The following is a 22,429-nucleotide window of genomic DNA, read 5'->3' on the forward strand; positions in this document are numbered from 1 at the left end:
CAGATAATTAAGCTTCAAAAATTTCGATTTCTTTGCTGTCTGCAGTAAGTTTTACGATCGCTTTTCTGCGACGGCTAGTCATACCAGTGTAGCGGCCGACACGTTTTGATTTCCCTTTGTAGTTCATGATGTTGACTTTGTCAACTTTCACTCCAAAGATACTTTCAACTGCATCTTTCACTTCTGTTTTATTAGCTCTTACATCAACTTCAAAAGTATATTTCTTTTCAGTCATTAAATCAGCAGAACGTTCAGTAATGACGGGGCGCTTAAGAACATCACGAGGATCTTTCATTATGCAAGCACCTCCTCTACTTTTTCAACCGCAGCTTTTGTAATCAGAAGCTTCTCGTGGTTGACAACGTCTAACACGTTGATTCCGTTAGCTTGAACAACTGTAACTCCAGGGATGTTGCGTGCAGAAAGAGATACTGCTTCGTTTGCATCCGCAGTTACGATTAAAGCTTTTTTCTCAACAGATAATCCTTTAAGGATAGCTGCCATTTCTTTTGTTTTAACCGTATCAAGAGTAAGATCTTCAAGAACAATAATGTTGTTGTCGTTCACTTTAGAAGACAATACTGATTTGATTGCCAAGCGGCGAACTTTTTTAGGTAATTTGTAAGAATAGCTGCGTGGTGTTGGGCCGAATACGACACCACCTCCGCGCCATTGCGGTGAACGGATTGAACCTTGACGGGCACGACCTGTACCTTTTTGACGCCATGGTTTGCGACCTCCGCCGCGTACTTCAGAACGATTTTTTACTTTGTGAGATCCTTGACGTAAGGAAGCTCTTTGCATAAGAATAGCGTCGAATACTACGCTCTCATTTGGCTCAATTCCAAATACAGACGCGTTTAATTCGATATCACCAGCAGTAGAACCGTTTTGGTTGTATAATGCTACTTTTGGCATGATCAATTTCCTCCTTTCCTAAGAGACTTATTTAGATTTAACAGCACTTTTAACAGTGATTAAAGTTTTTCTCGCACCAGGCACGTTACCTTTAATCAAAAGAAGATTGCGCTCAGCATCTACTTTTACGATTTCAAGGTTTTGGACAGTGATTTGATCTCCGCCCATGCGTCCAGGTAATAGTTTACCTTTGAATACACGGTTAGGATCTACAGGTCCCATTGAACCAGGACGACGGTGGTAGCGTGAACCGTGAGACATAGGTCCGCGAGATTGTCCGTGGCGCTTGATTGCACCTTGGAAACCTTTACCTTTAGATACTCCTGTTACATCTACGATTTCTCCTGCAGAGAAAATTTCAACCTTGACTTCCTGACCAATTTCATACGCATCCATATCCACGCCGCGTAATTCTTTAACGAAGCGCTTAGGAGCAGTTTCCGCTTTTGCAACGTGTCCTTTTTCCGGTTTGTTTGAAAGCTTTTCACGCTTATCGTCAAAACCAAGCTGGATCGCTTCATAGCCATCGTTTTCAGCTGTTTTCTTTTGAAGAACAACGTTTGGAGCTGCTTCAATAACAGTTACCGGGATAAGATCACCGTTCTCTGCGAATACTTGCGTCATACCAATTTTTCTTCCTAAGATTCCTTTGGTCATTCGTCACACCTCCTATTAAGATCATTCTATATTTTAGAATTAAAGTTTGATTTCGATATCGACACCAGATGGTAAGTCTAATCGCATGAGAGCATCAACAGTTTGTGGTGTTGGGTTCACAATGTCGATTAAACGTTTATGTGTACGCATTTCAAATTGCTCACGAGAATCTTTGTATTTGTGCACCGCACGAAGGATTGTGTAAACTGATTTTTCAGTTGGCAACGGAATCGGACCAGATACGCTGGCACCAGAACGTTTTGCCGTTTCAACAATCTTCTCTGCAGATTGATCAAGGATTCTATGATCATATGCTTTTAAACGAATACGAATTTTTTGTTTTGCCATTATTTTCCCTCCTTTTCGCCTACATCACGTTAGACAGTTCTCCGTGAGAAAAACCTGATCACCTTGCCATGGCAAAGCGGCCGGGTGTGTCAGCAACCTCTCACTTCATCGCAGTCAAAGACCAACATACACTATTATACAGAAAATAGACGCATGTTGCAAGGTTTATTTAAAGAACCTTGTGGTTTTCACACTTTGATTATTATACAGGTGATACCATGATTAATCAAGGATATGCCTGTTTTCTTTCAGAGATGGAACGATGCGAACCGGCTGACAACTTCGGCAAAGCGATCCGGTTCCTCCAAGTGAGGCGAATGGGCTGAGTTCTCAAACCAATGCCATTCTTTATACGGCGCATCAACCTTCTGATAATATTCATAAGACGTCGTCCCCGGGACCGTCAAATCGTATCTCCCTGACATAAAACAGCACGGTATTATAATAGAAGAAACTGATTCCCCGGCATTAAAGAAAATGAGATCCTCCCACAGGTGTTTCAGGCTGAACATTTGTCCCCGCGCGGCTAAGAAGCTCCCCCTCACACCGTACGGTTCACCAAACAGCATTCGCCCCCCTGCTTTAAGAGCGCCGATCGGATGATGGGTAAAGCCCCCTCCCCTCATCTCGATACAAAGCAGAAACAACGTTCGCTGCAGCTGTTTCTCCCATGGAGGCGCTCCGATAAAGCGCAGCGTCTTTTCCAGCAGGAAATGTTTGCGTCGCCTGCTCCATTCCAGCATCAGCCGGTAAGCTTCCGATTCTTCCTTTTGAATATTAACCACCTGACTGATACCGATATACGCATAATACAAATCAGGTCTCTCTTGAAGAACATGAAGCGCCAGAACTGACCCCCACGAATAGCCGGCGATATATATTTTTTGCCTGCTGAATTGCTTGCATAAGCGTTCGGTCAAATGAATGGTATCGGCTGTCAGCTGATCCAAGGTCATAGATGAGCCCGGAATTTCCTTTGAATAAGAGAGACCCGCCCCTCTCTGATCCCAGTTCACAACGGTGAAATGCTTTTCCAGCTTATTCTGGTATTTTCTCGCATAGCCGATTTGAGGAGTGCCGGGACCGCCGTGCAAAAACAAAAGCAGCGGATTACTCCTGTCATCACCATTAATCATAATGGTTTGTTCACTGCCATTAATCAGCAATTGCTGAAGCATTGAAATACGATTGGTTTTCTTGAAGTTATCGTTCATCGGTCTGCTCCTAAAATTTGTATACGTTCTATTATACATGGAATCAGCGGGGAAACAAAAAAACGAGGCCCCATAAGGGACCCCGCATTAATGAACGAGTCGATTACTCAGTGATTGTAGAAACAACGCCTGAACCAACTGTACGTCCGCCTTCACGAATAGAGAAACGAGTTCCTTCTTCGATAGCGATTGTAGAGATAAGTTCAACGATCATTTCAGTGTTATCTCCAGGCATAACCATTTCTACGCCTTCTGGAAGATTGATGATACCAGTTACGTCAGTTGTACGGAAGTAGAACTGAGGACGGTAGTTAGAGAAGAATGGAGTATGACGTCCACCCTCTTCTTTAGAAAGAACGTAAACTTCAGCTTTGAATTTGCTGTGTGGAGTGATTGTACCTGGTTTAGCAAGTACTTGTCCACGTTGGATGTCTTCACGAGCTACACCGCGAAGAAGTGCACCGATGTTGTCTCCAGCTTCAGCATAGTCAAGAAGCTTACGGAACATTTCAACACCTGTCACAGTTGTTTTGCTGTTTTCTTCTTGAAGACCGATGATTTCAACTTCGTCACCGACTTTAACTTGTCCGCGTTCTACACGGCCAGTAGCAACTGTACCACGACCAGTGATTGAGAATACGTCCTCAACTGGCATCATGAATGGTTTGTCAGTGTCGCGTTCTGGAGTTGGGATGTACTCGTCAACTGCAGCCATAAGTTCAAGAATTTTTTCTTCGTACTCAGCGTCACCTTCAAGAGCTTTAAGAGCAGAACCTTTAACAACTGGTACATCATCACCAGGGAAGTCGTATTCGCTAAGAAGATCGCGAACTTCCATTTCAACAAGCTCAAGAAGCTCTTCGTCGTCTACCATGTCGCATTTGTTAAGGAATACTACGATGTATGGTACACCAACGTTTTTAGAAAGAAGGATGTGCTCACGAGTTTGTGGCATTGGGCCATCAGCAGCAGATACTACAAGGATAGCTCCGTCCATTTGCGCAGCACCAGTGATCATGTTTTTAACATAGTCAGCGTGTCCTGGGCAGTCAACGTGTGCATAGTGACGAGTGTCAGTTTCGTACTCAACGTGTGCAGTAGAGATTGTGATACCGCGCTCACGTTCTTCTGGAGCACCATCAATTTGATCGTACGCCATAGCTGTACCTTTACCAGATTTCTTATGAAGTACTGTTGAGATAGCAGCAGTTAATGTTGTTTTACCATGGTCAACGTGTCCAATTGTACCGATATTGGCATGTGATTTGGAACGGTCGAATTTTTCTTTAGCCATTCTAAAATCCTCCTTAAGAGCTTTTAATTAGTAATGTATAGAGTGATAGAAAGTGAAAGCAAGCTCTCACTTCCTCATCTTACAATAGTAGTTATACTTGAGTTAAGTGGCAAAATCAATTATTCGCCTTTATTTTTTTTGATAATTTCTTCAGCGATGCTCTTCGGCACTTCTTCGTAGTGATCCATGAACATTGTGAACGTACCGCGTCCTTGCGTGTTAGAACGAAGGGCAGTAGCGTAACCGAACATTTCAGCAAGAGGTACCATCGCACGCACAACTTGAGCGTTACCGCGAGCTTCCATACCTTCTACGCGTCCGCGACGAGAAGTAACATCACCCATGATGTCTCCCATGTATTCTTCAGGAATAACAACTTCAACTTTCATGATTGGTTCAAGAAGAACTGGGTTACATTTGCTGACTGCATTTTTCAATGCCATAGAAGCAGCGACTTTAAACGCCATTTCGTTTGAGTCAACATCATGGTAAGATCCATCAAAAAGTTTCGCCTTGATGTCGATTAGCGGGAATCCGGCTAGGACACCATTTTCAAGAGAGTCTTCAAGACCTGCTTGTACGGCTGGGATGTATTCACGAGGAACAACACCACCGACGATTGCGTTTTCGAATTCAAAGCCAGCGCCTTCTTCGTTCGGTTCAAATTCGATCCAAACGTGACCGAACTGACCGCGTCCGCCTGATTGACGTACGAATTTACCTTCAACTTTTGCACCGGTACGGAATGTCTCACGGTACGCAACTTGAGGAGCACCAACGTTAGCTTCAACTTTGAACTCACGCTTCATACGATCAACAATGATATCAAGGTGAAGCTCACCCATACCAGAGATGATTGTTTGACCCGTTTCAGGGTTAGTTTGTGTACGGAATGTAGGATCTTCTTCAGCAAGTTTCGCTAAAGCGATACCCATTTTATCTTGGTCAGCTTTTGATTTAGGCTCAATCGCTACGTCGATAACAGGCTCTGGGAATTCCATTGATTCAAGGATTACAAGATCCTTCTCATCACATAGAGTATCTCCAGTAGAAGTATCTTTTAGACCTACAGCAGCTGCGATGTCTCCAGCGTAAACAGTAGAGATCTCTTCACGGCTGTTAGCGTGCATTTGAAGGATACGTCCTACGCGCTCACGCTTGCCTTTTGTAGAGTTCTTTACATATGAACCGGAATCAAGTGTACCGGAATATACGCGGAAGAATGTCAGCTTACCGACATAAGGGTCAGTCATAACTTTAAATGCAAGTGCAGAGAATGGCTCTTCATCAGAAGAATGACGAACGATCTCTTCATCTGTGTCAGGACGTACACCTTTGATTGCAGCAACATCAGTTGGCGCAGGAAGGTAGTCAAGAACAGCATCAAGTACAAGCTGAACACCTTTGTTTTTGAAAGCAGAACCAACAAGTACAGGGTAGAATTCAACATTCAGTGTACCTTTACGGATAGCAGCTTTCAGTTCAGGGATAGTGATTTCTTCACCTTCAAGGTACTTTTCCATAAGCTCTTCATCAAGCTCAGCTACAGCTTCAATCAGGCTGCTGCGAAGCTCTTCAGCTTGTTCTTTGTACTCTTCAGGGATTTCTTTCGCATCTGAACGAGTTCCAAGGTCATCTTCGTAGAAATACGCAACGTTTTCTACTAAGTCGATAATACCTTCGAAGTTGTCTTCAGCGCCGATCGGCAATTGAATTGCGTGAGCGTTAGCTTGAAGACGGTCTCTTAAAGTGCCTACAGAGTAAAGGAAGTCTGCGCCGATTTTGTCCATTTTGTTGACAAATACAACACGCGGTACTCCGTAAGTTGTTGCTTGGCGCCATACTGTTTCTGTCTGAGGCTCAACACCTGATTGAGCATCAAGTACGGCAACCGCACCATCAAGTACACGGAGTGAACGTTCAACTTCAACTGTGAAGTCTACGTGTCCCGGTGTATCGATGATGTTTACACGGTAACCTTTCCACTGTGCAGTCGTTGCTGCAGAAGTGATTGTGATACCGCGTTCTTGTTCCTGCTCCATCCAGTCCATTTGCGAAGCACCTTCGTGAGTTTCGCCAATTTTGTGGATACGGCCTGTGTAGAACAAGATCCGTTCTGTAGTAGTCGTTTTACCGGCATCGATGTGAGCCATGATCCCGATATTACGAGTTTTTTCTAAGGAGAACTCTCTTGCCATTGGGTAATTTCTCCTTCCTTATTAGGGAATTATTATTTTGATTATATGAATCCTACCAGCGGTAATGAGCAAATGCTTTGTTCGCTTCTGCCATCTTGTGAGTGTCTTCACGTTTCTTAACGGCAGCACCAGTGTTGTTAGCTGCATCAAGAATTTCGTTAGCAAGGCGCTCTTCCATTGTTTTTTCTCCGCGAAGACGCGCATAGTTAACCAACCAGCGAAGACCAAGAGTTGTACGGCGTTCAGGACGAACTTCTACAGGCACTTGGTAGTTAGCTCCACCTACACGGCGTGCTTTTACTTCAAGTACAGGCATGATGTTTTTCAATGCTTGTTCGAAAACCTCCATTGCATCATTGCCAGTGCGTTCTTTAATGATATCGAATGACTTGTATAGGATTGTTTGAGATTTACCTTTTTTACCGTCGATCATCATTTTGTTGATCAGGCGGGATACCAGCTTAGAGTTGTAAAGCGGATCAGGTAAAACATCTCTTTTTGCTACAGGACCTTTACGTGGCATCTGAATATCCTCCCTTCATAGTTTTAATGATTTATTTGATTACTTTGCTTTAGGACGTTTCGTACCGTATTTAGAACGGCCTTGCGCACGGTTTTCAACTCCGGCAGTATCAAGCGCGCCACGAACGATGTGGTAGCGTACCCCCGGTAAGTCTTTTACACGTCCGCCGCGGATCAGTACAACGCTGTGCTCTTGCAGGTTGTGACCGATACCAGGAATGTAGGCAGTAACCTCGATTCCGTTAGTCAAACGAACACGAGCATATTTACGAAGTGCTGAGTTCGGTTTTTTCGGTGTCATTGTACCCACACGAGTACATACCCCGCGTTTTTGTGGAGAAGATACGTTAGTGTGCTCTTTTTTAAAGCTGTTGTATCCTTTGTTTAGTGCAGGTGACTTAGAGTTTTCAACTTTGCTCACGCGTCCCTTGCGAATTAGCTGATTAATTGTAGGCATGTTGTGTTCCTCCCTTCATTACGTTTTATAACCCACATACCCAGGTGGTTCATCATTAGGCAAAAAACAATGTCTTTACACAAGAATGATATCTTATATAAAAACAAAAAGTACGCTATAACATAATGGCAACAGCTGCTGCTCCCACTTCAATTCCGCAGGCTTTGCCGAGCTTTTTCATGGAATCCACCATACAGACAGCGGTATTTTGGTTCTTTGCAAGCTGGATAACGCCAGCTGTAAGAACTGAATCCGCGTCTTTTGCCACGACGACTTCCTTCACTGAACCTCGTTTTAGAGCTTTCACTGTTTGCTTCGTACCAATAATAATTGATTTGGCCTGTGATACTTTATCATAAGACATAAACATATCCTCCAAAGTAACAGGTTTTATTTCGAGCACCTTGGTTATATTATCACTCTGCGGGACGGATGTCAACAATGTATGACATTTTTTAGTGCAGTCCCCCGCCAGAATAATTGTAATACTGAGGAAAAGCTGTCGAAACAGCCTTTCCTGCAGCAGTTTCTATTATTCAGCCGGAACCATATCTTCCGAAGGCTGAACGTTTGAAACAGGTTTTACTTTTCTGTAATTCATCATACCGGTACCGGCCGGAACCAGTTTACCGATGATAACATTCTCTTTCAGGCCGAGAAGTTCATCGCGCTTGCCTTTAATCGCAGCATCTGTAAGAACACGTGTTGTTTCTTGGAATGATGCGGCAGACAAGAATGAATCCGTCTCGAGTGAAGCTTTTGTGATACCGAGAAGGACAGGGCGGCCTGTAGCAGGTCGATTGCCTTCAAGCAACACTTTTTTGTTCGCTTCTGTAAATTGGTGAATATCAAGCAATGTGCCAGGGAGAACATCAGTATCTCCGGCATCGATCACACGGACTTTGCGAAGCATCTGGCGAACCATTACTTCTACGTGTTTATCGCCGATTTCAACCCCCTGCATACGGTAAACCTTCTGAACCTCATGCAGAAGATATTCCTGAACCGTTGTCAGGTCAGTGACTTTAAGAAGTTCTTTCGGATCGATAGAACCTTCTGTCAGCACTTGACCGCGGGTAATCTGATCACCCTCAGCCACTTTCAGGCGTGAGTTGTAAGGTGCCGTGTATGAACGTGTCTCAACAGCGCCCTGAACAACAATCTCCTGCTGTTTGTCGCGGACTTCATTGATTTCGGCAATTGTACCGTCAATCTCAGAAATCGTCGCTTGACCTTTCGGATTACGCGCTTCGAAAAGCTCTTGGATACGCGGAAGACCTTGTGTGATATCGTCTCCGGCAACCCCGCCTGTGTGGAACGTACGCATTGTTAACTGTGTTCCAGGCTCACCGATAGATTGAGCGGCGATAATACCTACTGCTTCGCCGACTTCAACATCAGTTCCGGTTGCAAGGTTACGTCCGTAGCATCGTTTACATACACCATGAGGAGTGTTACATGTGAACGCGGAACGGATCCACACCTCTTCGATTCCGGCTTCAACGATTTCCAGCGCTTTATCTTCATCGATCAATTCATTTTCGTTAATGAGCACAGCACCCGTTTCAGGATGTTTGATCTGTTTTCTGGCGAAACGTCCGATCAGACGCTCTTCCAGGCGCTCGATGATTTCCGTGCCTTCTTTGAGCGGTTTTGCAAGAATACCGCGGTCTGTTCCGCAATCTGTTTCACGAATGATAACATCCTGCGCAACATCAACAAGACGGCGTGTAAGGTAACCTGAGTCAGCTGTTTTCAGGGCGGTATCGGCAAGACCTTTACGCGCACCGTGAGTGGAGATAAAGTACTCCAATACTGTCAGACCTTCACGGAAACTTGATTTAATCGGCAATTCAATGATTCGTCCAGCCGGGTTGGCCATCAGGCCTCGCATACCCGCAAGCTGTGTAAAGTTAGATGCGTTACCACGGGCTCCTGAGTCACTCATCATGTAGATCGGGTTGACTTCGTCTAATGATTTCATCAATTTGCCTTGGATAACATCTTTCGCTGAACTCCAAATTGAAATGACTCTTTCATAACGTTCTTCTTCGGTGATTAAACCGCGTCTGAACTGTTTCAGGACATTATCAACTTTGCTTTGTGCTTCTTCAAGGATTTCCTGTTTGTCATCGAGAACGACGATATCAGAAACCCCTACTGTGATGCCGGCTTTCGTTGAATATCTGAAACCGAGGTTTTTCATGCGGTCAAGCATTTTAGACGTTTCCGTGATATGGAATCGTTTAAAGATTTCCGCGATGATTTTACCGAGAATGCCTTTTTTAAACGGTGCGTTGATCGGCTGCTCAGCAATCACAGCTTTTACGTCAGCACCTTTATCTAAGAAGAAACGGTCAGGTGTCTTCTCTTCAATGTTGCTCTTCGTTGGTTCATTCATGTAAGGGAATGATTCCGGAAGAATTTCATTGAAGACGAGCTTACCGACAGTTGTAATTAACAATTTTGAACGCTGTTCTTCAGTAAATGTCACATTCTTAAGGGAGTTCGCTGCAACAGCTACTCTCGTATGAAGGTGAACATAACCGTTTTGATAAGCAAGAAGCGCTTCGTCCGTATTTTTGAAAACCATACCCTCGCCGACTGCTCCCGCGCGCTCAAGCGTCAGGTAGTAGTTTCCTAATACCATATCCTGAGACGGCGTAACAACCGGTTTACCATCTTTAGGGTTCAAGATGTTTTGGGCCGCAAGCATCAGAATGCGCGCCTCAGCTTGAGCCTCAGCTGATAAAGGTACGTGAACCGCCATTTGGTCACCGTCAAAGTCAGCGTTATAAGCTGTACATACTAACGGGTGAAGACGGATGGCGCGTCCTTCAACAAGCGTCGGTTCGAAAGCCTGGATACCTAATCTGTGAAGAGTAGGGGCACGGTTCAGTAAGACCGGATGCTCCTTAATGACAGATTCAAGTACATCCCATACTTCAGGCTGCACGCGTTCGATTTTGCGTTTTGCGCTCTTGATATTGTGAGCAAGGCCTTTTTCAACAAGCTCTTTCATGACGAAAGGCTTGAAGAGCTCAAGCGCCATTTCCTTCGGCAAACCGCACTGATACATTTTCAGATGCGGACCTACGACGATAACGGAACGTCCTGAGTAGTCTACACGTTTACCGAGAAGGTTCTGACGGAAACGCCCTTGTTTCCCTTTCAGCATGTGAGAAAGAGATTTAAGCGGACGGTTACCCGGTCCGGTAACCGGACGGCCGCGGCGTCCGTTGTCAATCAGAGCATCGACTGCTTCCTGAAGCATACGTTTTTCGTTCTGAACGATGATGCTTGGCGCGCCGAGGTCTAACAGACGTTTTAAACGGTTATTACGGTTGATGACACGACGGTAAAGGTCGTTCAGGTCAGACGTTGCGAAACGTCCGCCGTCAAGCTGAACCATCGGTCTTAATTCAGGCGGAATAACCGGAAGCACGTCGAGGATCATCCAAGACGGCTTGTTTCCTGAATTACGGAAGGCTTCAAGCACTTCAAGGCGTTTGATCGCACGTGTGCGGCGCTGTCCCTGAGAAGTCTTCAGCTCTTCTTTTAACATATCAACTTCTTTGACAAGGTCGATGTCCTGCAGAAGTTTATTAATGGCTTCCGCACCCATAGAGGCTTGGAATTTGTTTCCGTACTTATCCAGATACGCACGGTATTCCTTTTCAGATAAAAGCTGTTTCTTTTCGAGCGGTGTATTGGCCGGGTCAGTTACGACGTAAGAAGCAAAGTAAATAACTTCTTCCAGCGCACGCGGTGACATATCCAATACAAGACCCATACGGCTCGGAATACCTTTGAAATACCAAATGTGAGAAACCGGGGCAGCCAGTTCAATATGCCCCATTCTCTCACGACGGACTTTAGCCCGCGTTACTTCAACTCCGCAACGGTCACAAACTACGCCTTTATAACGAACCCGCTTGTACTTGCCGCAATGACATTCCCAGTCCTTAGTCGGTCCGAAAATGCGTTCACAGAACAGGCCGTCCTTTTCAGGTTTCAATGTACGATAGTTTATCGTTTCAGGCTTTTTCACTTCACCAAAAGACCATGAACGGATTTTATCCGGTGAAGCAAGACCGATGTTCATATACTCAAAATTGTTCACATCTAGCAAGGGGCCTACCTCCCTTTTTATCTTCGGATTAACCGATGTCACTTGCCTTTATCAATCAGAGACTATTCTTTCGTTACTGCGTCACGTTCAACGTCTGGAGATGCTGTTTCTTCCGGCGCTTCATCACCTGATAATGCAAGGCCGTCAGCTTGTTTCGCATCTTCCTCGTCTTCTAGATCTCTCATTTCTATTTCTTCTTCATCGCCTGAAAGGATTTTTACGTCCATACCTAAGCTTTGAAGCTCTTTGATCAATACTTTGAATGATTCCGGAACACCAGGCTCTGGAACATTGTCGCCTTTGACGATGGCTTCATATGTTTTCACACGTCCGACCACGTCATCGGACTTCACAGTCAGGATTTCTTGAAGCGTGTAAGCTGCGCCGTAAGCTTCAAGCGCCCAAACCTCCATCTCACCGAAACGCTGTCCGCCGAATTGGGCTTTACCGCCGAGAGGCTGCTGCGTAACAAGTGAGTAAGGACCTGTAGAACGGGCATGAAGTTTATCATCAACCATGTGCGCCAGTTTGATCATGTACATGATTCCGACAGATACACGGTTGTCAAACGGTTCTCCCGTACGGCCGTCATAAAGAACTGTTTTAGCGTCTCTTGACATGCCTGCTTCTTCAAGTGTTTCCCATACATCTTCTTCACGCGCGCCGTCAAATACAGGTGACGCGATGTGAATGCCGAGGTAGCGGGCAGCCATACCCATGTGAAGTTCTAATACCTGACCGATATTCATACGTGATGGTACACCCAGCGGGTTAAGCATGATATCGATCGGCGTGCCGTCAGGAAGGTAAGGCATATCTTCTTCAGGAAGAATCTTCGAAATAACCCCTTTGTTTCCGTGACGTCCGGCCATTTTATCACCTTCAGAAATCTTACGTTTCTGAACGATATATACGCGTACAAGCTGGTTCACTCCCGGAGGAAGTTCGTCGCCGTCTTCACGGTTGAAGACTTTTACGTCGTGGATAATTCCGCCGCCGCCGTGAGGCACACGGAGAGAAGTATCACGGACTTCACGCGCTTTTTCTCCAAAGATCGCATGCAGAAGGCGTTCTTCAGCCGTAAGCTCAGTTACACCTTTAGGCGTTACTTTACCTACGAGAAGGTCTCCGTCGTTGACTTCCGCACCAATACGGATAATTCCGCGGTCATCAAGATTGCGAAGCGCGTCTTCCCCTACGTTTGGAATATCGCGGGTGATCTCTTCAGGCCCAAGCTTTGTATCACGTGCTTCTGATTCATATTCTTCAATGTGAATAGATGTGTATACATCATCTTTCACAAGGCGTTCACTCATGATGATGGCATCCTCATAGTTATAACCATCCCATGTCATGAAGCCGACCATTACGTTACGGCCGAGAGCAAGTTCGCCAAGCTCCATTGAAGGTCCGTCAGCAAGGATTTCTCCTTTGACTACTTCATCGCCGACACTGACGATCGGACGCTGGTTGTAGCACGTACCTTGGTTGGAGCGGACAAATTTCAGCAAGCTGTACTTATCCAGGTTGCCTTTTACTTTTTGGCCGTCAATTTCTTCATAGCGGCGCACCCATACGTTTTTCGCTTCCACCCGTTCAACGATACCAGGGTGTTTACAAATAACGGCTGCACCGGAGTCTTTACCGGATACGTATTCCATACCCGTTCCGACGATCGGAGCTTCCGGCTGCATCAAAGGCACAGCCTGACGCTGCATGTTCGCTCCCATGAGGGCGCGGTTCGAGTCATCGTTTTCCAAGAACGGAATACATGCTGTCGCAGCAGATACAACCTGTTTAGGAGATACGTCCATGTAATCCACGCGGTTGCGGGCTACAACGGTGTTTTCCCCTCTGAAACGCGCTACGATGCTGTCATCCAAGAAAGAACCGTCATCGCTCAGCTTAGCATTCGCTTGGGCTACGACATAGTTATCCTCTTCATCAGCAGTCAGGTAGTCGATTCTAGGCGTTACTTTTCCTGTTTCAGGATCAACGCGGCGGTATGGCGTCTCAATGAAACCAAAGCGGTTTACTTTCGCAAATGATGACAATGAGTTGATCAAACCGATGTTCGGGCCCTCAGGCGTTTCAATCGGACACATACGGCCATAGTGAGAGTAGTGAACGTCACGTACTTCCATACCTGCGCGCTCACGTGTCAAACCGCCCGGTCCGAGAGCTGACAGACGGCGTTTGTGCGTCAATTCAGCAAGCGGGTTCGTCTGATCCATGAATTGAGAAAGCTGTGAGCTTCCGAAGAACTCTTTAATAGACGCAATAACAGGTCTGATGTTAATCAGCTGCTGCGGCGTAATTGTATTTGTGTCTTGAATAGACATTCTTTCACGTACGACACGTTCCATCCGGCTTAAACCGATACGGAATTGATTTTGCAGGAGCTCACCTACAGAACGCAGACGGCGGTTTCCGAGATGGTCGATATCATCAGTGTCGCCCACTCCGTGCAGGAGGTTGAAGAAGTAGCTGATAGAAGAAATAATATCAGCAGGCGTAATGTTTTTAATCGCTTCTTCGATGTAAGCATTGCCGATCACATTGATCGTCTGCTCTCCTTCTGCATCGGTAGGAGCATAGATTTTAATGGATTGAAGCATCACTTCATCCTCGACAACGCCGCCGTTAGGATAAAGTTTTCTGAAGCCGATTCCATTTTCTAAGTATGGCAGTACTTTATCAAGTGTTCTTCTGTCAAGAATCTGCCCTTTTTCAGCGAGAATTTCACCGGTTTCCGGATCCACCAGTGTTTCTGCAAGGCGCTGGTTAAACAGGCGGTTCTTGATATGAAGCTTTTTATTAATTTTATAGCGTCCTACATTCGCAAGGTCGTATCGCTTCGGATCGAAGAAACGGGAATCCAGCAAGCTTTTTGCGTTTTCTACTGTAGGCGGCTCTCCGGGACGAAGGCGCTCATAGATTTCAAGAAGCGCTTTGTCACTGTTTTCAGTGTTGTCCTTATCCAGTGTATTGCGGAGATATTCGTTCTCACCAATGAGATCGAGAATCTCTTGGTCGGAACCGAAGCCGAGAGCACGCAAAAGAACCGTAACCGGCAACTTACGTGTGCGATCAATGCGGACATACACAACATCTTTCGCATCAGTTTCGTATTCTAACCATGCGCCACGGTTTGGAATGACAGTCGCGGTAAAACCTTTTTTACCGTTTTTGTCTACTTTACCACTGAAATATACACTTGGAGACCGAACAAGCTGAGATACGATAACACGTTCTGCACCGTTGATGATAAAAGTACCGGTATCTGTCATAATAGGGAAATCACCCATGAAGACATCCTGGTCTTTTACCTCTCCAGTTTCTTTGTTAATTAAACGAACCTTCACTCTCAGCGGAGCTGAGTAAGTCACATCACGTTCTTTTGACTCTTCAACGGGATACTTAGGATCTCCTAAACTGTAGTCAATGAACTCTAGAGAGAGGTTACCAGTGAAATCCTCAATTGGTGATATGTCTTGAAACATCTCTCTAAGACCCTCATCAAGAAACCACTGATAAGAAGAGGTTTGAATTTCAATGAGATTTGGTAATTCTAACACTTCGCTAATGCGAGCATAGCTTCTGCGCTGGCGGTGTCGTCCATACTGAACTAGTTGACCTGTCAACTGATTCACCCCTCAAATCATGCGTATTATATGTGTAATAAGCATCTCTTACGATAAAGAAATACTTTTACAAGACAAAAGAAAAAAGGGTTTCTAATTAAGAAAACCACATCCAAAAACAAATACCGATTTTATTAGCATTTCCATGTTTGTATAATTTATACATGCACTATGATTATTTCAGCATATCATGCAAAATATATACATTGGCATTTTACAATATTAACATAGCTGAAAATTCAAGTCAAACTTTTTTTGCTTTTATGATATAATAGCCTTTCTTTTTTTGAACCACAGAAACTTCGTCAAAAAGCTCCTTCAGTTTTTCAATGGCAGAAGGCCCGCCCTGTTTTTTCTGTATAACGATCCACAATTCACCTGAAGCCCTTAAATGCTCAGCGCTTTTTTCAAAAATGGCATGGACAACTTTTTTTCCGGCGCGGATTGGGGGGTTTGTAAAAATAGAAGCAAATGTTTGAGCAGAATCAATATTTGAAAATAAATCACTCTGATAAATCCGAACGTTTTTTATTCCGTTTTTTTCTGCATTTTCATTTGACAGCTCTACGGCTCTTTCATTCACGTCAATCATGTGCACGGTCCGGTCTGTAAATGCACCGGCGAGCGACAGACCGATCGGGCCGTAACCGCAGCCTGCATCCAGGAAGTCACCGTCGATCTCCGGCTCTTCAAACGCTTCAATTAAGAGACGCGAACCGAAATCAACTTCCTTTTTCGAGAAAACGCCGCTGTCACTTGTGAATGTATAAGATCTGTTCCGCAGTGTAAATGACCATGTCTGTTTATCGCTTTTAACTGAAGGTTTTTCTGAATAATAGTGTTCACTCATTATTAGAACCTCCTTTTTTAATGGCACTTAAAGAAAAGCAAAGAAAAAGCCCGCCTCATAAAAGCGAGCTTCCCCTACAGGCAAGTGAAGATTACTTAACTTCTACAGAAGCGCCAACTTCTTCAAGTTTAGCTTTAAGCTCTTCAGCTTCTTCTTTCGCAATACCTTCTTTAAGTGGTTTTGGAGTGTTGTCAACAAGTTCTTTAGCTTCTTTCAAGCCAAGACCAGTGATTTCACGAACAACTTTGATAACTTTGATTTTCTGAGAACCTGCACCAGCAAGGATAAGGTCGAATTCGCTTTGCTCTTCAGCAGCGCCGCCAGCAGCAGCTCCGCCAGCTACAGCTACAGGAGCAGCAGCAGTTACGCCAAATTCTTCTTCGATTGCTTTTACTAGGTCGTTCAATTCAAGTACAGTTGCTTCTTTAACGGAAGCAATGATTTCTTCGATATTTAAAGCCATTTGAAATTCCTCCATTTGTTTTATTTTAGGGTAAAATCAGATTAAGCGCCTTGTTCTTCCTTTTGGTCTGCAACTGCTTTAGCTGCAAGTGCAAGGTTGCGAACTGGAGCTTGAAGTACGCTAAGCAACATAGAAAGTAAGCCATCGCGTGAAGGAAGTTCAGCAAGAGCTTTCACTTCTTCAACAGAAGATACTTTTCCTTCGATAACGCCCGCTTTGATTTCCAGAGCTTCGTGATTTTTCGCGAACTCGTTAAGAACTTTGGCCGGAGCGATAACATCTTCAGTACTGAATGCGATCGCATTCGGTCCAGTTAAGACATCATTCAAACCATCAAGTTCAGCTTGTTCAACCGCACGGCGAGTCATTGTGTTTTTGTACACTTTGAACTCTACGTTAGCTTCGCGAAGCTGTTTACGGAGTTCAGTTACTTCAGAAACGTTAAGTCCGCGGTAGTCAACGATGATCGTTGATTTGCTTTCTTTCAGTTTAGAAGCAATCTCTTCAACAACAACTTTTTTTGTATCAATTGCGCTGCTCATGGTTACACCTCCTGTAGATTTTGTGTAACACTTATACCGCTAGGTGATCACGACTGTGACGACGATTTCATATAAAAAGCCTCCATGTGGACATGGAGGCTGTATATACAAGCATACGTAACGTAATAGCTGTGATATATATACACCTCGGCAGGATATTAAGCCTTAACGGCCCCTGCTGTCTACGGTATAAATGACATATTATATTTTACAACATTTTGAATCATATCAGAATGCTGATCTAAAGTCAAATATTATTTTACGTTGAAAGTAGAAGCGTCTACTTTGACACCAGGGCCCATAGTAGAAGTAACGGCAACGTTTTTCACGTAAACACCTTTAGCCGCAGCCGGTTTTGCTTTCAGGATTGTATCATACATTGTTGTGAAGTTCTCAACAAGTTTTTCATCCTCGAAAGAAACTTTTCCGATCGGAACATGGATGTTACCAGCTTTGTCAACGCGGTATTCTACTTTACCAGCTTTGATTTCGCCGATTGCTTTTTCTACTTCGAATGTAACAGTTCCTGTTTTAGGGTTTGGCATAAGACCTTTTGGTCCAAGCACACGGCCGATTTTACCGACTTCACCCATCATGTCAGGAGTCGCAACGATTACATCGAATTCGAACCAGCCTTGCTGGATTTTCGCGATGTAATCAGAATCGCCAACGTAGTCTGCACCGGCAGCTTCAGCTTCTTTTGCTTTTTCGCCTTTAGCGAATACAAGCACGCGCTGAGTTTTACCAGTTCCGTTAGGAAGTACAACTGCACCGCGGATTTGCTGATCGTTTTTACGAGGGTCAACCCCTAAACGAAAAGCAACTTCAACTGTAGCGTCGAATTTAGCTGTGTTTGTTTTTTTAGTAAGCGCCACTGCTTCAGCGACGTCGTAAGCTTTCGCACGGTCTACAAGCTTCGCAGCTTCAACGTACTTTTTACCTTTTTTAGCCATTTTAAAATTTCCTCCTTATGTGGTTATAGCGGAATAACCTCCCACGAATAAGGGTTGCGAACTTGTGAAAACTCGCAACCCGACAAGAAACAAATTAATCCTCGATAACGATACCCATACTGCGGGCAGTACCTTCAACCATGCGCATTGCCGCTTCAACGTCTGCTGCGTTTAAGTCAGGCATTTTCGTTTCAGCGATTTCGCGAACCTTATCGCGCTTAACGGTTGCCACTTTATTACGGTTTGGTTCACCAGAACCAGACTCAATTCCAGCTGCTTTTTTAAGCAATACTGCAGCAGGCGGAGTTTTTGTAATAAATGTAAATGAACGGTCTTCGTAAACCGAAATTTCAACAGGAATGATTAAACCAGCTTGGTCAGCTGTACGAGCGTTAAACTCCTTACAGAATCCCATGATATTTACACCGGCTTGACCTAGTGCAGGTCCAACTGGCGGCGCTGGGTTAGCTTTTCCAGCAGGAATTTGCAATTTTACAACTTTTACTACTTTTTTAGCCACGAGACACACCTCCTTAAGTCCGTGATGTGGTAATAGGGTAAACCCTCCCACTCAAGGTTTCATTCTTTATATGAATGACGAAATATCAAGCTAGCTGCCTTGGATTAGTCCAAGACGTACCTTTGCTATATTATCATTAATATATAGCAATTTCAAGTTTTTTCACATTACAATTTGTCGATCTGGGTAAATTCCAGTTCAACCGGCGTTTCACGGCCGAACATGTTAACGAATACTTTCACTTTGCTCTTATCATAATCAATCTCTTCAATTGATCCTGTAAAGTTGGCGAAAGGTCCGTCTATGACTTTGACTGTCTCATTCAATTCAAAATCAATGTCGGTTTTCCGCTCATCCATGCCCATGCGTTTTAAGATGGTTTCCGCTTCGCCAGGAAGAAGCGGAGTCGGCTTTGAGCCTGAACCGGCTGATCCGACGAATCCGGTAACGCCCGGCGTGTTGCGGACCACATACCAGGAATCATCAGTCATGACGATTTCAACAAGCACATAACCCGGGAACACTTTCTTTTTGACTACTTTTTTCTTGCCGTTCTTAATATCAGTCTCTTCTTCTTCAGGGACGACAACGCGGAAAATTTTATCCTGCATTCCCATTGATTCCACACGTTTTTCAAGGTTTGCTTTTACTTTGTTTTCATAACCGGAATACGTATGAACAACATACCAATTCTTTTCCATTCTATCAGGACTCTGCAGTCCTTCCCTCCCCGCATTTAAAAATGAAGTGTAAAACAAAAAATAGGCTCAGGGCCTATGAATCCTTTTTCAACAACACAATAAAAAACCCGCTGAACGGGTTTTGGCAAACGATATTATGATCTATTATAGCACGTATTGCTGATCATTATTCAACTATTAAACGAATTAATTGAGAAATTCCTGTATCAAGGAGGGCAAAAAAGATAACAAAAAAGATAACCGTTGAAATCACCGTGATCGTATAGCGCGTTAACTCTTTGCCTTTAGGCCAGCTAACCTTTTTCATTTCTTTCCCAACATCTTTAAAGAAACTCATCATGCGCATGTAAAAGACCTCCACAATTTAAAAAGCGAACACTATTTTGTTTCTAAATGAGCTGTATGTGAATTGCAAGTGCTGCAGTACTTCTTAACTTCTAACCGCTCAGCCGCTGATGCAGAGCTTTTCATTGTCGTATAATTACGATTTCCGCATGTTTTGCATGCCAGCGTAATCTTTTTTCTCATGTCGTTACACCTTTTCCTAAACATTCATTTATCTTAATAAAATAGCACAGTCAGAAAAATTCTGTCAATATGACACAGAAACCTGCTACAGGCTGATCTCTCTTATTTCTAAATATTTTTCAAGCTTGCGCTTCACGCGCTGCAGGGCATTATCGATTGATTTTACGTGTCGGTTTAAGTCATCTGAAATCTCTTGGTAACTTCTTCCATCCAAGTACAAAACAAGCACCTTTCTCTCCAGATCGCTCAGCAGTTCTCCCATTTTCAGTTCGATATCATCAAATTCTTCCTGATTAATAATCATCTCTTCAGGATTTAACGTTTTAGCGCCTGAAATGACATCAAGCAGTGTTCTGTCAGATTCTTCATCAAAAATAGGTTTGTCTAAAGAAACATAGGAATTTAAAGGAATGTGTTTCTGACGGGTAGCTGTCTTTATTGCGGTAATAATCTGGCGGGTAATGCATAATTCTGCAAAAGCTTTAAATGAAGTAAGCTTGTCCTCTCTAAAGTCTCGGATAGACTTATATAAGCCTATCATCCCTTCCTGTACAATATCTTCTCTGTCGGCCCCTATTAAAAAATAAGACCTTGCTTTCGCCCGTACAAAATTACGGTACTTCGTAATCAAGTAATCTAACGCATCACTATCCCCAACATGAACCTTTTCAATGACCTGCTCGTCCTCCAACTGGCAAAATTGCACTTTGTTGAACTTTCCCTTGCTGTTCTGTAGATTCACTGCGATCCCCCCGGCGCACGTAGATAGAAATATTATACATTAATGGGCGAAAAAGCGTCAACCTAATCCAGACCGCCTCGGCGCCACTTTTCAAACGTTTTCAAAACCTCTTCGGACAGCTCGATTTTACCCGGTGGTTTTTCAGAAGTGATCTTTGAAACCCGCCTTTGAATCCGGCGTTCTATCGTATCCACTTCCCTCAGGAGCTCCCGGGCGGATTTACGGAGAGCCCCTTGTCCGAAAATCGCCCACTGCTCCGTATAGTCGGAGGTTGCGACATGAATCTGTGTCGCAATATTATTCAGCGCCTGGGCAAGCTTCTCGATCCGCTCATCCGCCGTCTCATTCTCCCGTGTGAAAATCACTTCGACTCTATGATTCGTTTGTTTTTTCTCTATGCCTTTTACCAGGTGTGCGTCAAACACCACAATGACTCTGATTCCCGTGTAGGACTGATATTCCGCCATCTTCTGGATCAGTACATCTCTCGCTTCTTCAAAACTGTTCGCTTTTAAATCCTTTAGCTGCGGCCAAGCTCCAATCATGTTGTATCCGTCTACTAACAGGATGTCCATCTGTCTTCATTCCCCTAAAGGATTGCGCTTCCGGTAGACTTCATACATGAGAAGGCCGGCCGCTACCGACGCATTCAAAGACGTGACTTTTCCGGCCATCGGAAGCTTAATGAGAAAATCACATTTCTCTTTCACAAGCCGGCCCATTCCTCTGCCTTCGCTTCCGATAACGAGCGCCAAAGGCATCTTGCCGTCCATAGAGCGGTAGTCTTCCCGGGCGGATGCATCCGTTCCGACGACCCAAATCCCCCGCTCCTTCATTTCATCAAGTGTCCGGGCAAGGTTGGTCACCTTCACGACGGGAATGTGTTCAATCGCACCGGTCGAAGCTTTTGCGACTGTCGAAGTCAGTCCGACCGCTCTGCGTTTCGGAATCACGATGCCGTGTGCACCGACAGCGTCAGCCGTTCTCATGATGGAACCGAGATTATGAGGGTCTTCCAGCTCGTCCAGTATGAGAAAGAAAGGCTGTTCGTTTCTCTCTTCCGCTCTTTTATATAATTCGTCTAATTGTGCATATTCATATGCTGCCACCTGGGCGACAACACCCTGATGCTGCCCCTCCACCATCTGATCGAGTTTTTTCCTCGGTACAAATTGAATGGTGACGCCGCGCTTTTTAGCAAGCTCCATAACTTGCTGCGCCTGTCCTTTTACTGTGTTTTCCGCCATCCATAACTTATACAGCTTGCGATCTGACTTTAACGTCTCAATCACAGCGTTTTTTCCTATGACGTAATCATGTTGCTGACTCATTTGTTTTCCTCCCTGACGTCCCGACTTGTATAGCCTCAGCAATCAGCTGATTCAGTCTTTCTTCTCTTTTCTCAAGAAAAAGGTATCCGAGTAAAGCCTCAAAAGCTGTACTATGGCGGTACGTCTGTACATCTGTGTTTTTAGGCGTCGTCCCTGATTTCGCGTTTCTGCCTCTTCTCAGCACGGCTTCCTCTTCCTCCGTGAAAAAGGATTCGTCCTGAAGGCGGAACAATATGTCTGCCTGTGATTTTGCCGATACAATCCGGCTCGCCTTCTTATGAAGGTCATTCGGTTTCGTAAAGCCCTGCTTAAGCAGGTGATGCCGGACGTATATTTCAAAAATGGCATCACCCATATAAGCAAGCGCAAGACCGTTTAACTGCTTTGAATCTTTGATTTGTTCAAATTGAAGCAT

At 44.5% G+C, this 22,429-nt stretch carries 24 protein-coding genes and 1 other annotated feature; all 24 genes read right to left on the bottom strand.

Annotation, left to right across the window (positions count from 1 at the left end):
• Window positions 1-7 precede the first annotated feature (7 nt).
• The 24 genes from rplW to OTK50_RS19240 all read right to left on the bottom strand — a co-directional run bounded on the left by rplW (window position 8) and on the right by OTK50_RS19240 (window position 22,429).
• Window positions 8-295, bottom strand: a complete 288-nt coding sequence (gene rplW / locus OTK50_RS19125) for a 50S ribosomal protein L23 (RefSeq protein WP_003156467.1) — start codon at window positions 293-295, stop codon at window positions 8-10.
• On the bottom strand, window positions 295-918 hold the full coding sequence (rplD, locus tag OTK50_RS19130; protein ID WP_007615239.1) for a 50S ribosomal protein L4: 624 nt from the start codon (window positions 916-918) through the stop codon (window positions 295-297). Before rplD ends, rplW begins: the two co-directional genes overlap by 1 nt.
• A gap of 27 nt (window positions 919-945) precedes the next feature.
• Complete coding sequence (gene rplC, locus OTK50_RS19135) at window positions 946-1,575, bottom strand: 50S ribosomal protein L3 (RefSeq protein WP_007410402.1); 630 nt, start codon at window positions 1,573-1,575, stop codon at window positions 946-948.
• Window positions 1,576-1,614: 39 nt separating this feature from the next.
• On the bottom strand, window positions 1,615-1,923 hold the full coding sequence (rpsJ, locus tag OTK50_RS19140) for a 30S ribosomal protein S10 (RefSeq protein ID WP_003156464.1): 309 nt from the start codon (window positions 1,921-1,923) through the stop codon (window positions 1,615-1,617).
• 248 nt (window positions 1,924-2,171) lie between these two features.
• A complete protein-coding gene (locus OTK50_RS19145; protein WP_020955221.1) occupies window positions 2,172-3,137 on the bottom strand; it encodes an alpha/beta fold hydrolase in 966 nt (321 codons plus the stop codon).
• A gap of 103 nt (window positions 3,138-3,240) precedes the next feature.
• Complete coding sequence (tuf, locus tag OTK50_RS19150) at window positions 3,241-4,431, bottom strand: elongation factor Tu (protein WP_007410400.1); 1,191 nt, start codon at window positions 4,429-4,431, stop codon at window positions 3,241-3,243.
• A gap of 119 nt (window positions 4,432-4,550) precedes the next feature.
• A complete protein-coding gene (gene fusA / locus OTK50_RS19155) occupies window positions 4,551-6,629 on the bottom strand; it encodes an elongation factor G (RefSeq protein ID WP_007410399.1) in 2,079 nt (692 codons plus the stop codon).
• 52 nt (window positions 6,630-6,681) lie between these two features.
• Window positions 6,682-7,152, bottom strand: coding sequence for a 30S ribosomal protein S7 (gene rpsG, locus OTK50_RS19160; RefSeq protein WP_003156447.1), 471 nt, complete (start codon window positions 7,150-7,152; stop codon window positions 6,682-6,684).
• A gap of 39 nt (window positions 7,153-7,191) precedes the next feature.
• Window positions 7,192-7,608, bottom strand: coding sequence for a 30S ribosomal protein S12 (gene rpsL, locus OTK50_RS19165; RefSeq protein ID WP_003156445.1), 417 nt, complete (start codon window positions 7,606-7,608; stop codon window positions 7,192-7,194).
• A 115-nt stretch (window positions 7,609-7,723) separates the two neighbouring features.
• Window positions 7,724-7,972 (bottom strand): 50S ribosomal protein L7ae-like protein, encoded by a 249-nt coding sequence (locus OTK50_RS19170; protein WP_003156443.1) that lies wholly within the window; start codon window positions 7,970-7,972, stop codon window positions 7,724-7,726.
• A 168-nt stretch (window positions 7,973-8,140) separates the two neighbouring features.
• Window positions 8,141-11,740 (bottom strand): DNA-directed RNA polymerase subunit beta', encoded by a 3,600-nt coding sequence (gene rpoC, locus OTK50_RS19175; RefSeq protein WP_007410398.1) that lies wholly within the window; start codon window positions 11,738-11,740, stop codon window positions 8,141-8,143.
• Between the two features lie 62 nt (window positions 11,741-11,802).
• On the bottom strand, window positions 11,803-15,384 hold the full coding sequence (gene rpoB / locus OTK50_RS19180) for a DNA-directed RNA polymerase subunit beta (protein ID WP_003156440.1): 3,582 nt from the start codon (window positions 15,382-15,384) through the stop codon (window positions 11,803-11,805).
• A 244-nt stretch (window positions 15,385-15,628) separates the two neighbouring features.
• Window positions 15,629-16,234 (bottom strand): class I SAM-dependent methyltransferase, encoded by a 606-nt coding sequence (locus OTK50_RS19185; RefSeq protein WP_224223967.1) that lies wholly within the window; start codon window positions 16,232-16,234, stop codon window positions 15,629-15,631.
• A 91-nt stretch (window positions 16,235-16,325) separates the two neighbouring features.
• Window positions 16,326-16,697 carry a 50S ribosomal protein L7/L12 gene (rplL, locus tag OTK50_RS19190; protein ID WP_003156436.1) on the bottom strand — a complete coding sequence of 124 codons (372 nt, stop codon included), beginning with the start codon at window positions 16,695-16,697 and terminating at the stop codon, window positions 16,326-16,328.
• Between the two features lie 41 nt (window positions 16,698-16,738).
• A complete protein-coding gene (rplJ, locus tag OTK50_RS19195; protein WP_007410396.1) occupies window positions 16,739-17,239 on the bottom strand; it encodes a 50S ribosomal protein L10 in 501 nt (166 codons plus the stop codon).
• A gap of 63 nt (window positions 17,240-17,302) precedes the next feature.
• Window positions 17,303-17,445 (bottom strand) — a sequence feature (ribosomal protein L10 leader region).
• Between the two features lie 48 nt (window positions 17,446-17,493).
• Entirely contained in the window at window positions 17,494-18,192 is a 699-nt protein-coding gene (rplA, locus tag OTK50_RS19200; protein ID WP_003156431.1) for a 50S ribosomal protein L1, read from the bottom strand.
• Between the two features lie 94 nt (window positions 18,193-18,286).
• On the bottom strand, window positions 18,287-18,712 hold the full coding sequence (rplK, locus tag OTK50_RS19205) for a 50S ribosomal protein L11 (RefSeq protein ID WP_003156430.1): 426 nt from the start codon (window positions 18,710-18,712) through the stop codon (window positions 18,287-18,289).
• 167 nt (window positions 18,713-18,879) lie between these two features.
• Window positions 18,880-19,413, bottom strand: coding sequence for a transcription termination/antitermination protein NusG (nusG, locus tag OTK50_RS19210; protein WP_003156423.1), 534 nt, complete (start codon window positions 19,411-19,413; stop codon window positions 18,880-18,882).
• A gap of 166 nt (window positions 19,414-19,579) precedes the next feature.
• Window positions 19,580-19,759, bottom strand: coding sequence for a preprotein translocase subunit SecE (gene secE, locus OTK50_RS19215; protein WP_003156422.1), 180 nt, complete (start codon window positions 19,757-19,759; stop codon window positions 19,580-19,582).
• Between the two features lie 32 nt (window positions 19,760-19,791).
• On the bottom strand, window positions 19,792-19,941 hold the full coding sequence (gene rpmG / locus OTK50_RS19220; protein WP_003156421.1) for a 50S ribosomal protein L33: 150 nt from the start codon (window positions 19,939-19,941) through the stop codon (window positions 19,792-19,794).
• Window positions 19,942-20,026: 85 nt separating this feature from the next.
• On the bottom strand, window positions 20,027-20,683 hold the full coding sequence (gene sigH, locus OTK50_RS19225; protein ID WP_224223966.1) for an RNA polymerase sporulation sigma factor SigH: 657 nt from the start codon (window positions 20,681-20,683) through the stop codon (window positions 20,027-20,029).
• 62 nt (window positions 20,684-20,745) lie between these two features.
• Window positions 20,746-21,258, bottom strand: a complete 513-nt coding sequence (rae1, locus tag OTK50_RS19230; RefSeq protein ID WP_003156414.1) for a ribosome-dependent mRNA decay endonuclease Rae1/YacP — start codon at window positions 21,256-21,258, stop codon at window positions 20,746-20,748.
• A 6-nt stretch (window positions 21,259-21,264) separates the two neighbouring features.
• Window positions 21,265-22,014 (bottom strand): 23S rRNA (guanosine(2251)-2'-O)-methyltransferase RlmB, encoded by a 750-nt coding sequence (rlmB, locus tag OTK50_RS19235; RefSeq protein ID WP_003156413.1) that lies wholly within the window; start codon window positions 22,012-22,014, stop codon window positions 21,265-21,267.
• Window positions 21,998-22,429, bottom strand: coding sequence for a Mini-ribonuclease 3 (locus OTK50_RS19240; RefSeq protein ID WP_003156412.1), 432 nt, complete (start codon window positions 22,427-22,429; stop codon window positions 21,998-22,000). Before OTK50_RS19240 ends, rlmB begins: the two co-directional genes overlap by 17 nt.

The organism is Bacillus sp. NEAU-CP5 (assembly GCF_026420705.1).
GTDB classification, from domain to species: Bacteria; Bacillota; Bacilli; order Bacillales; family Bacillaceae; genus Bacillus; species Bacillus velezensis.

Coding starts and splice junctions, on each gene's coding strand:
- rplA (WP_003156431.1), bottom strand. CDS start 18,192: ATGGCTAAAAAAGGTAAAAAGTACGTTGAAGCTGCGAAGCTTGTAGAC.
- rpsJ (WP_003156464.1), bottom strand. CDS start 1,923: ATGGCAAAACAAAAAATTCGTATTCGTTTAAAAGCATATGATCATAGA.
- rplD (WP_007615239.1), bottom strand. CDS start 918: ATGCCAAAAGTAGCATTATACAACCAAAACGGTTCTACTGCTGGTGAT.
- rplJ (WP_007410396.1), bottom strand. CDS start 17,239: ATGAGCAGCGCAATTGATACAAAAAAAGTTGTTGTTGAAGAGATTGCT.
- OTK50_RS19185 (WP_224223967.1), bottom strand. CDS start 16,234: ATGAGTGAACACTATTATTCAGAAAAACCTTCAGTTAAAAGCGATAAA.
- rpmG (WP_003156421.1), bottom strand. CDS start 19,941: ATGAGAAAAAAGATTACGCTGGCATGCAAAACATGCGGAAATCGTAAT.
- rplL (WP_003156436.1), bottom strand. CDS start 16,697: ATGGCTTTAAATATCGAAGAAATCATTGCTTCCGTTAAAGAAGCAACT.
- rlmB (WP_003156413.1), bottom strand. CDS start 22,014: ATGAGTCAGCAACATGATTACGTCATAGGAAAAAACGCTGTGATTGAG.
- secE (WP_003156422.1), bottom strand. CDS start 19,759: ATGCGCATGATGAGTTTCTTTAAAGATGTTGGGAAAGAAATGAAAAAG.
- OTK50_RS19240 (WP_003156412.1), bottom strand. CDS start 22,429: ATGCTTCAATTTGAACAAATCAAAGATTCAAAGCAGTTAAACGGTCTT.
- OTK50_RS19170 (WP_003156443.1), bottom strand. CDS start 7,972: ATGTCTTATGATAAAGTATCACAGGCCAAATCAATTATTATTGGTACG.
- rplW (WP_003156467.1), bottom strand. CDS start 295: ATGAAAGATCCTCGTGATGTTCTTAAGCGCCCCGTCATTACTGAACGT.
- rplC (WP_007410402.1), bottom strand. CDS start 1,575: ATGACCAAAGGAATCTTAGGAAGAAAAATTGGTATGACGCAAGTATTC.
- rpsL (WP_003156445.1), bottom strand. CDS start 7,608: ATGCCTACAATTAATCAGCTAATTCGCAAGGGACGCGTGAGCAAAGTT.
- fusA (WP_007410399.1), bottom strand. CDS start 6,629: ATGGCAAGAGAGTTCTCCTTAGAAAAAACTCGTAATATCGGGATCATG.
- tuf (WP_007410400.1), bottom strand. CDS start 4,431: ATGGCTAAAGAAAAATTCGACCGTTCCAAATCACATGCCAATATCGGT.
- OTK50_RS19145 (WP_020955221.1), bottom strand. CDS start 3,137: ATGAACGATAACTTCAAGAAAACCAATCGTATTTCAATGCTTCAGCAA.
- nusG (WP_003156423.1), bottom strand. CDS start 19,413: ATGGAAAAGAATTGGTATGTTGTTCATACGTATTCCGGTTATGAAAAC.
- rae1 (WP_003156414.1), bottom strand. CDS start 21,258: ATGGACATCCTGTTAGTAGACGGATACAACATGATTGGAGCTTGGCCG.
- rpsG (WP_003156447.1), bottom strand. CDS start 7,152: ATGCCACGTAAAGGTCCTGTAGCAAAAAGAGATGTTTTACCTGATCCG.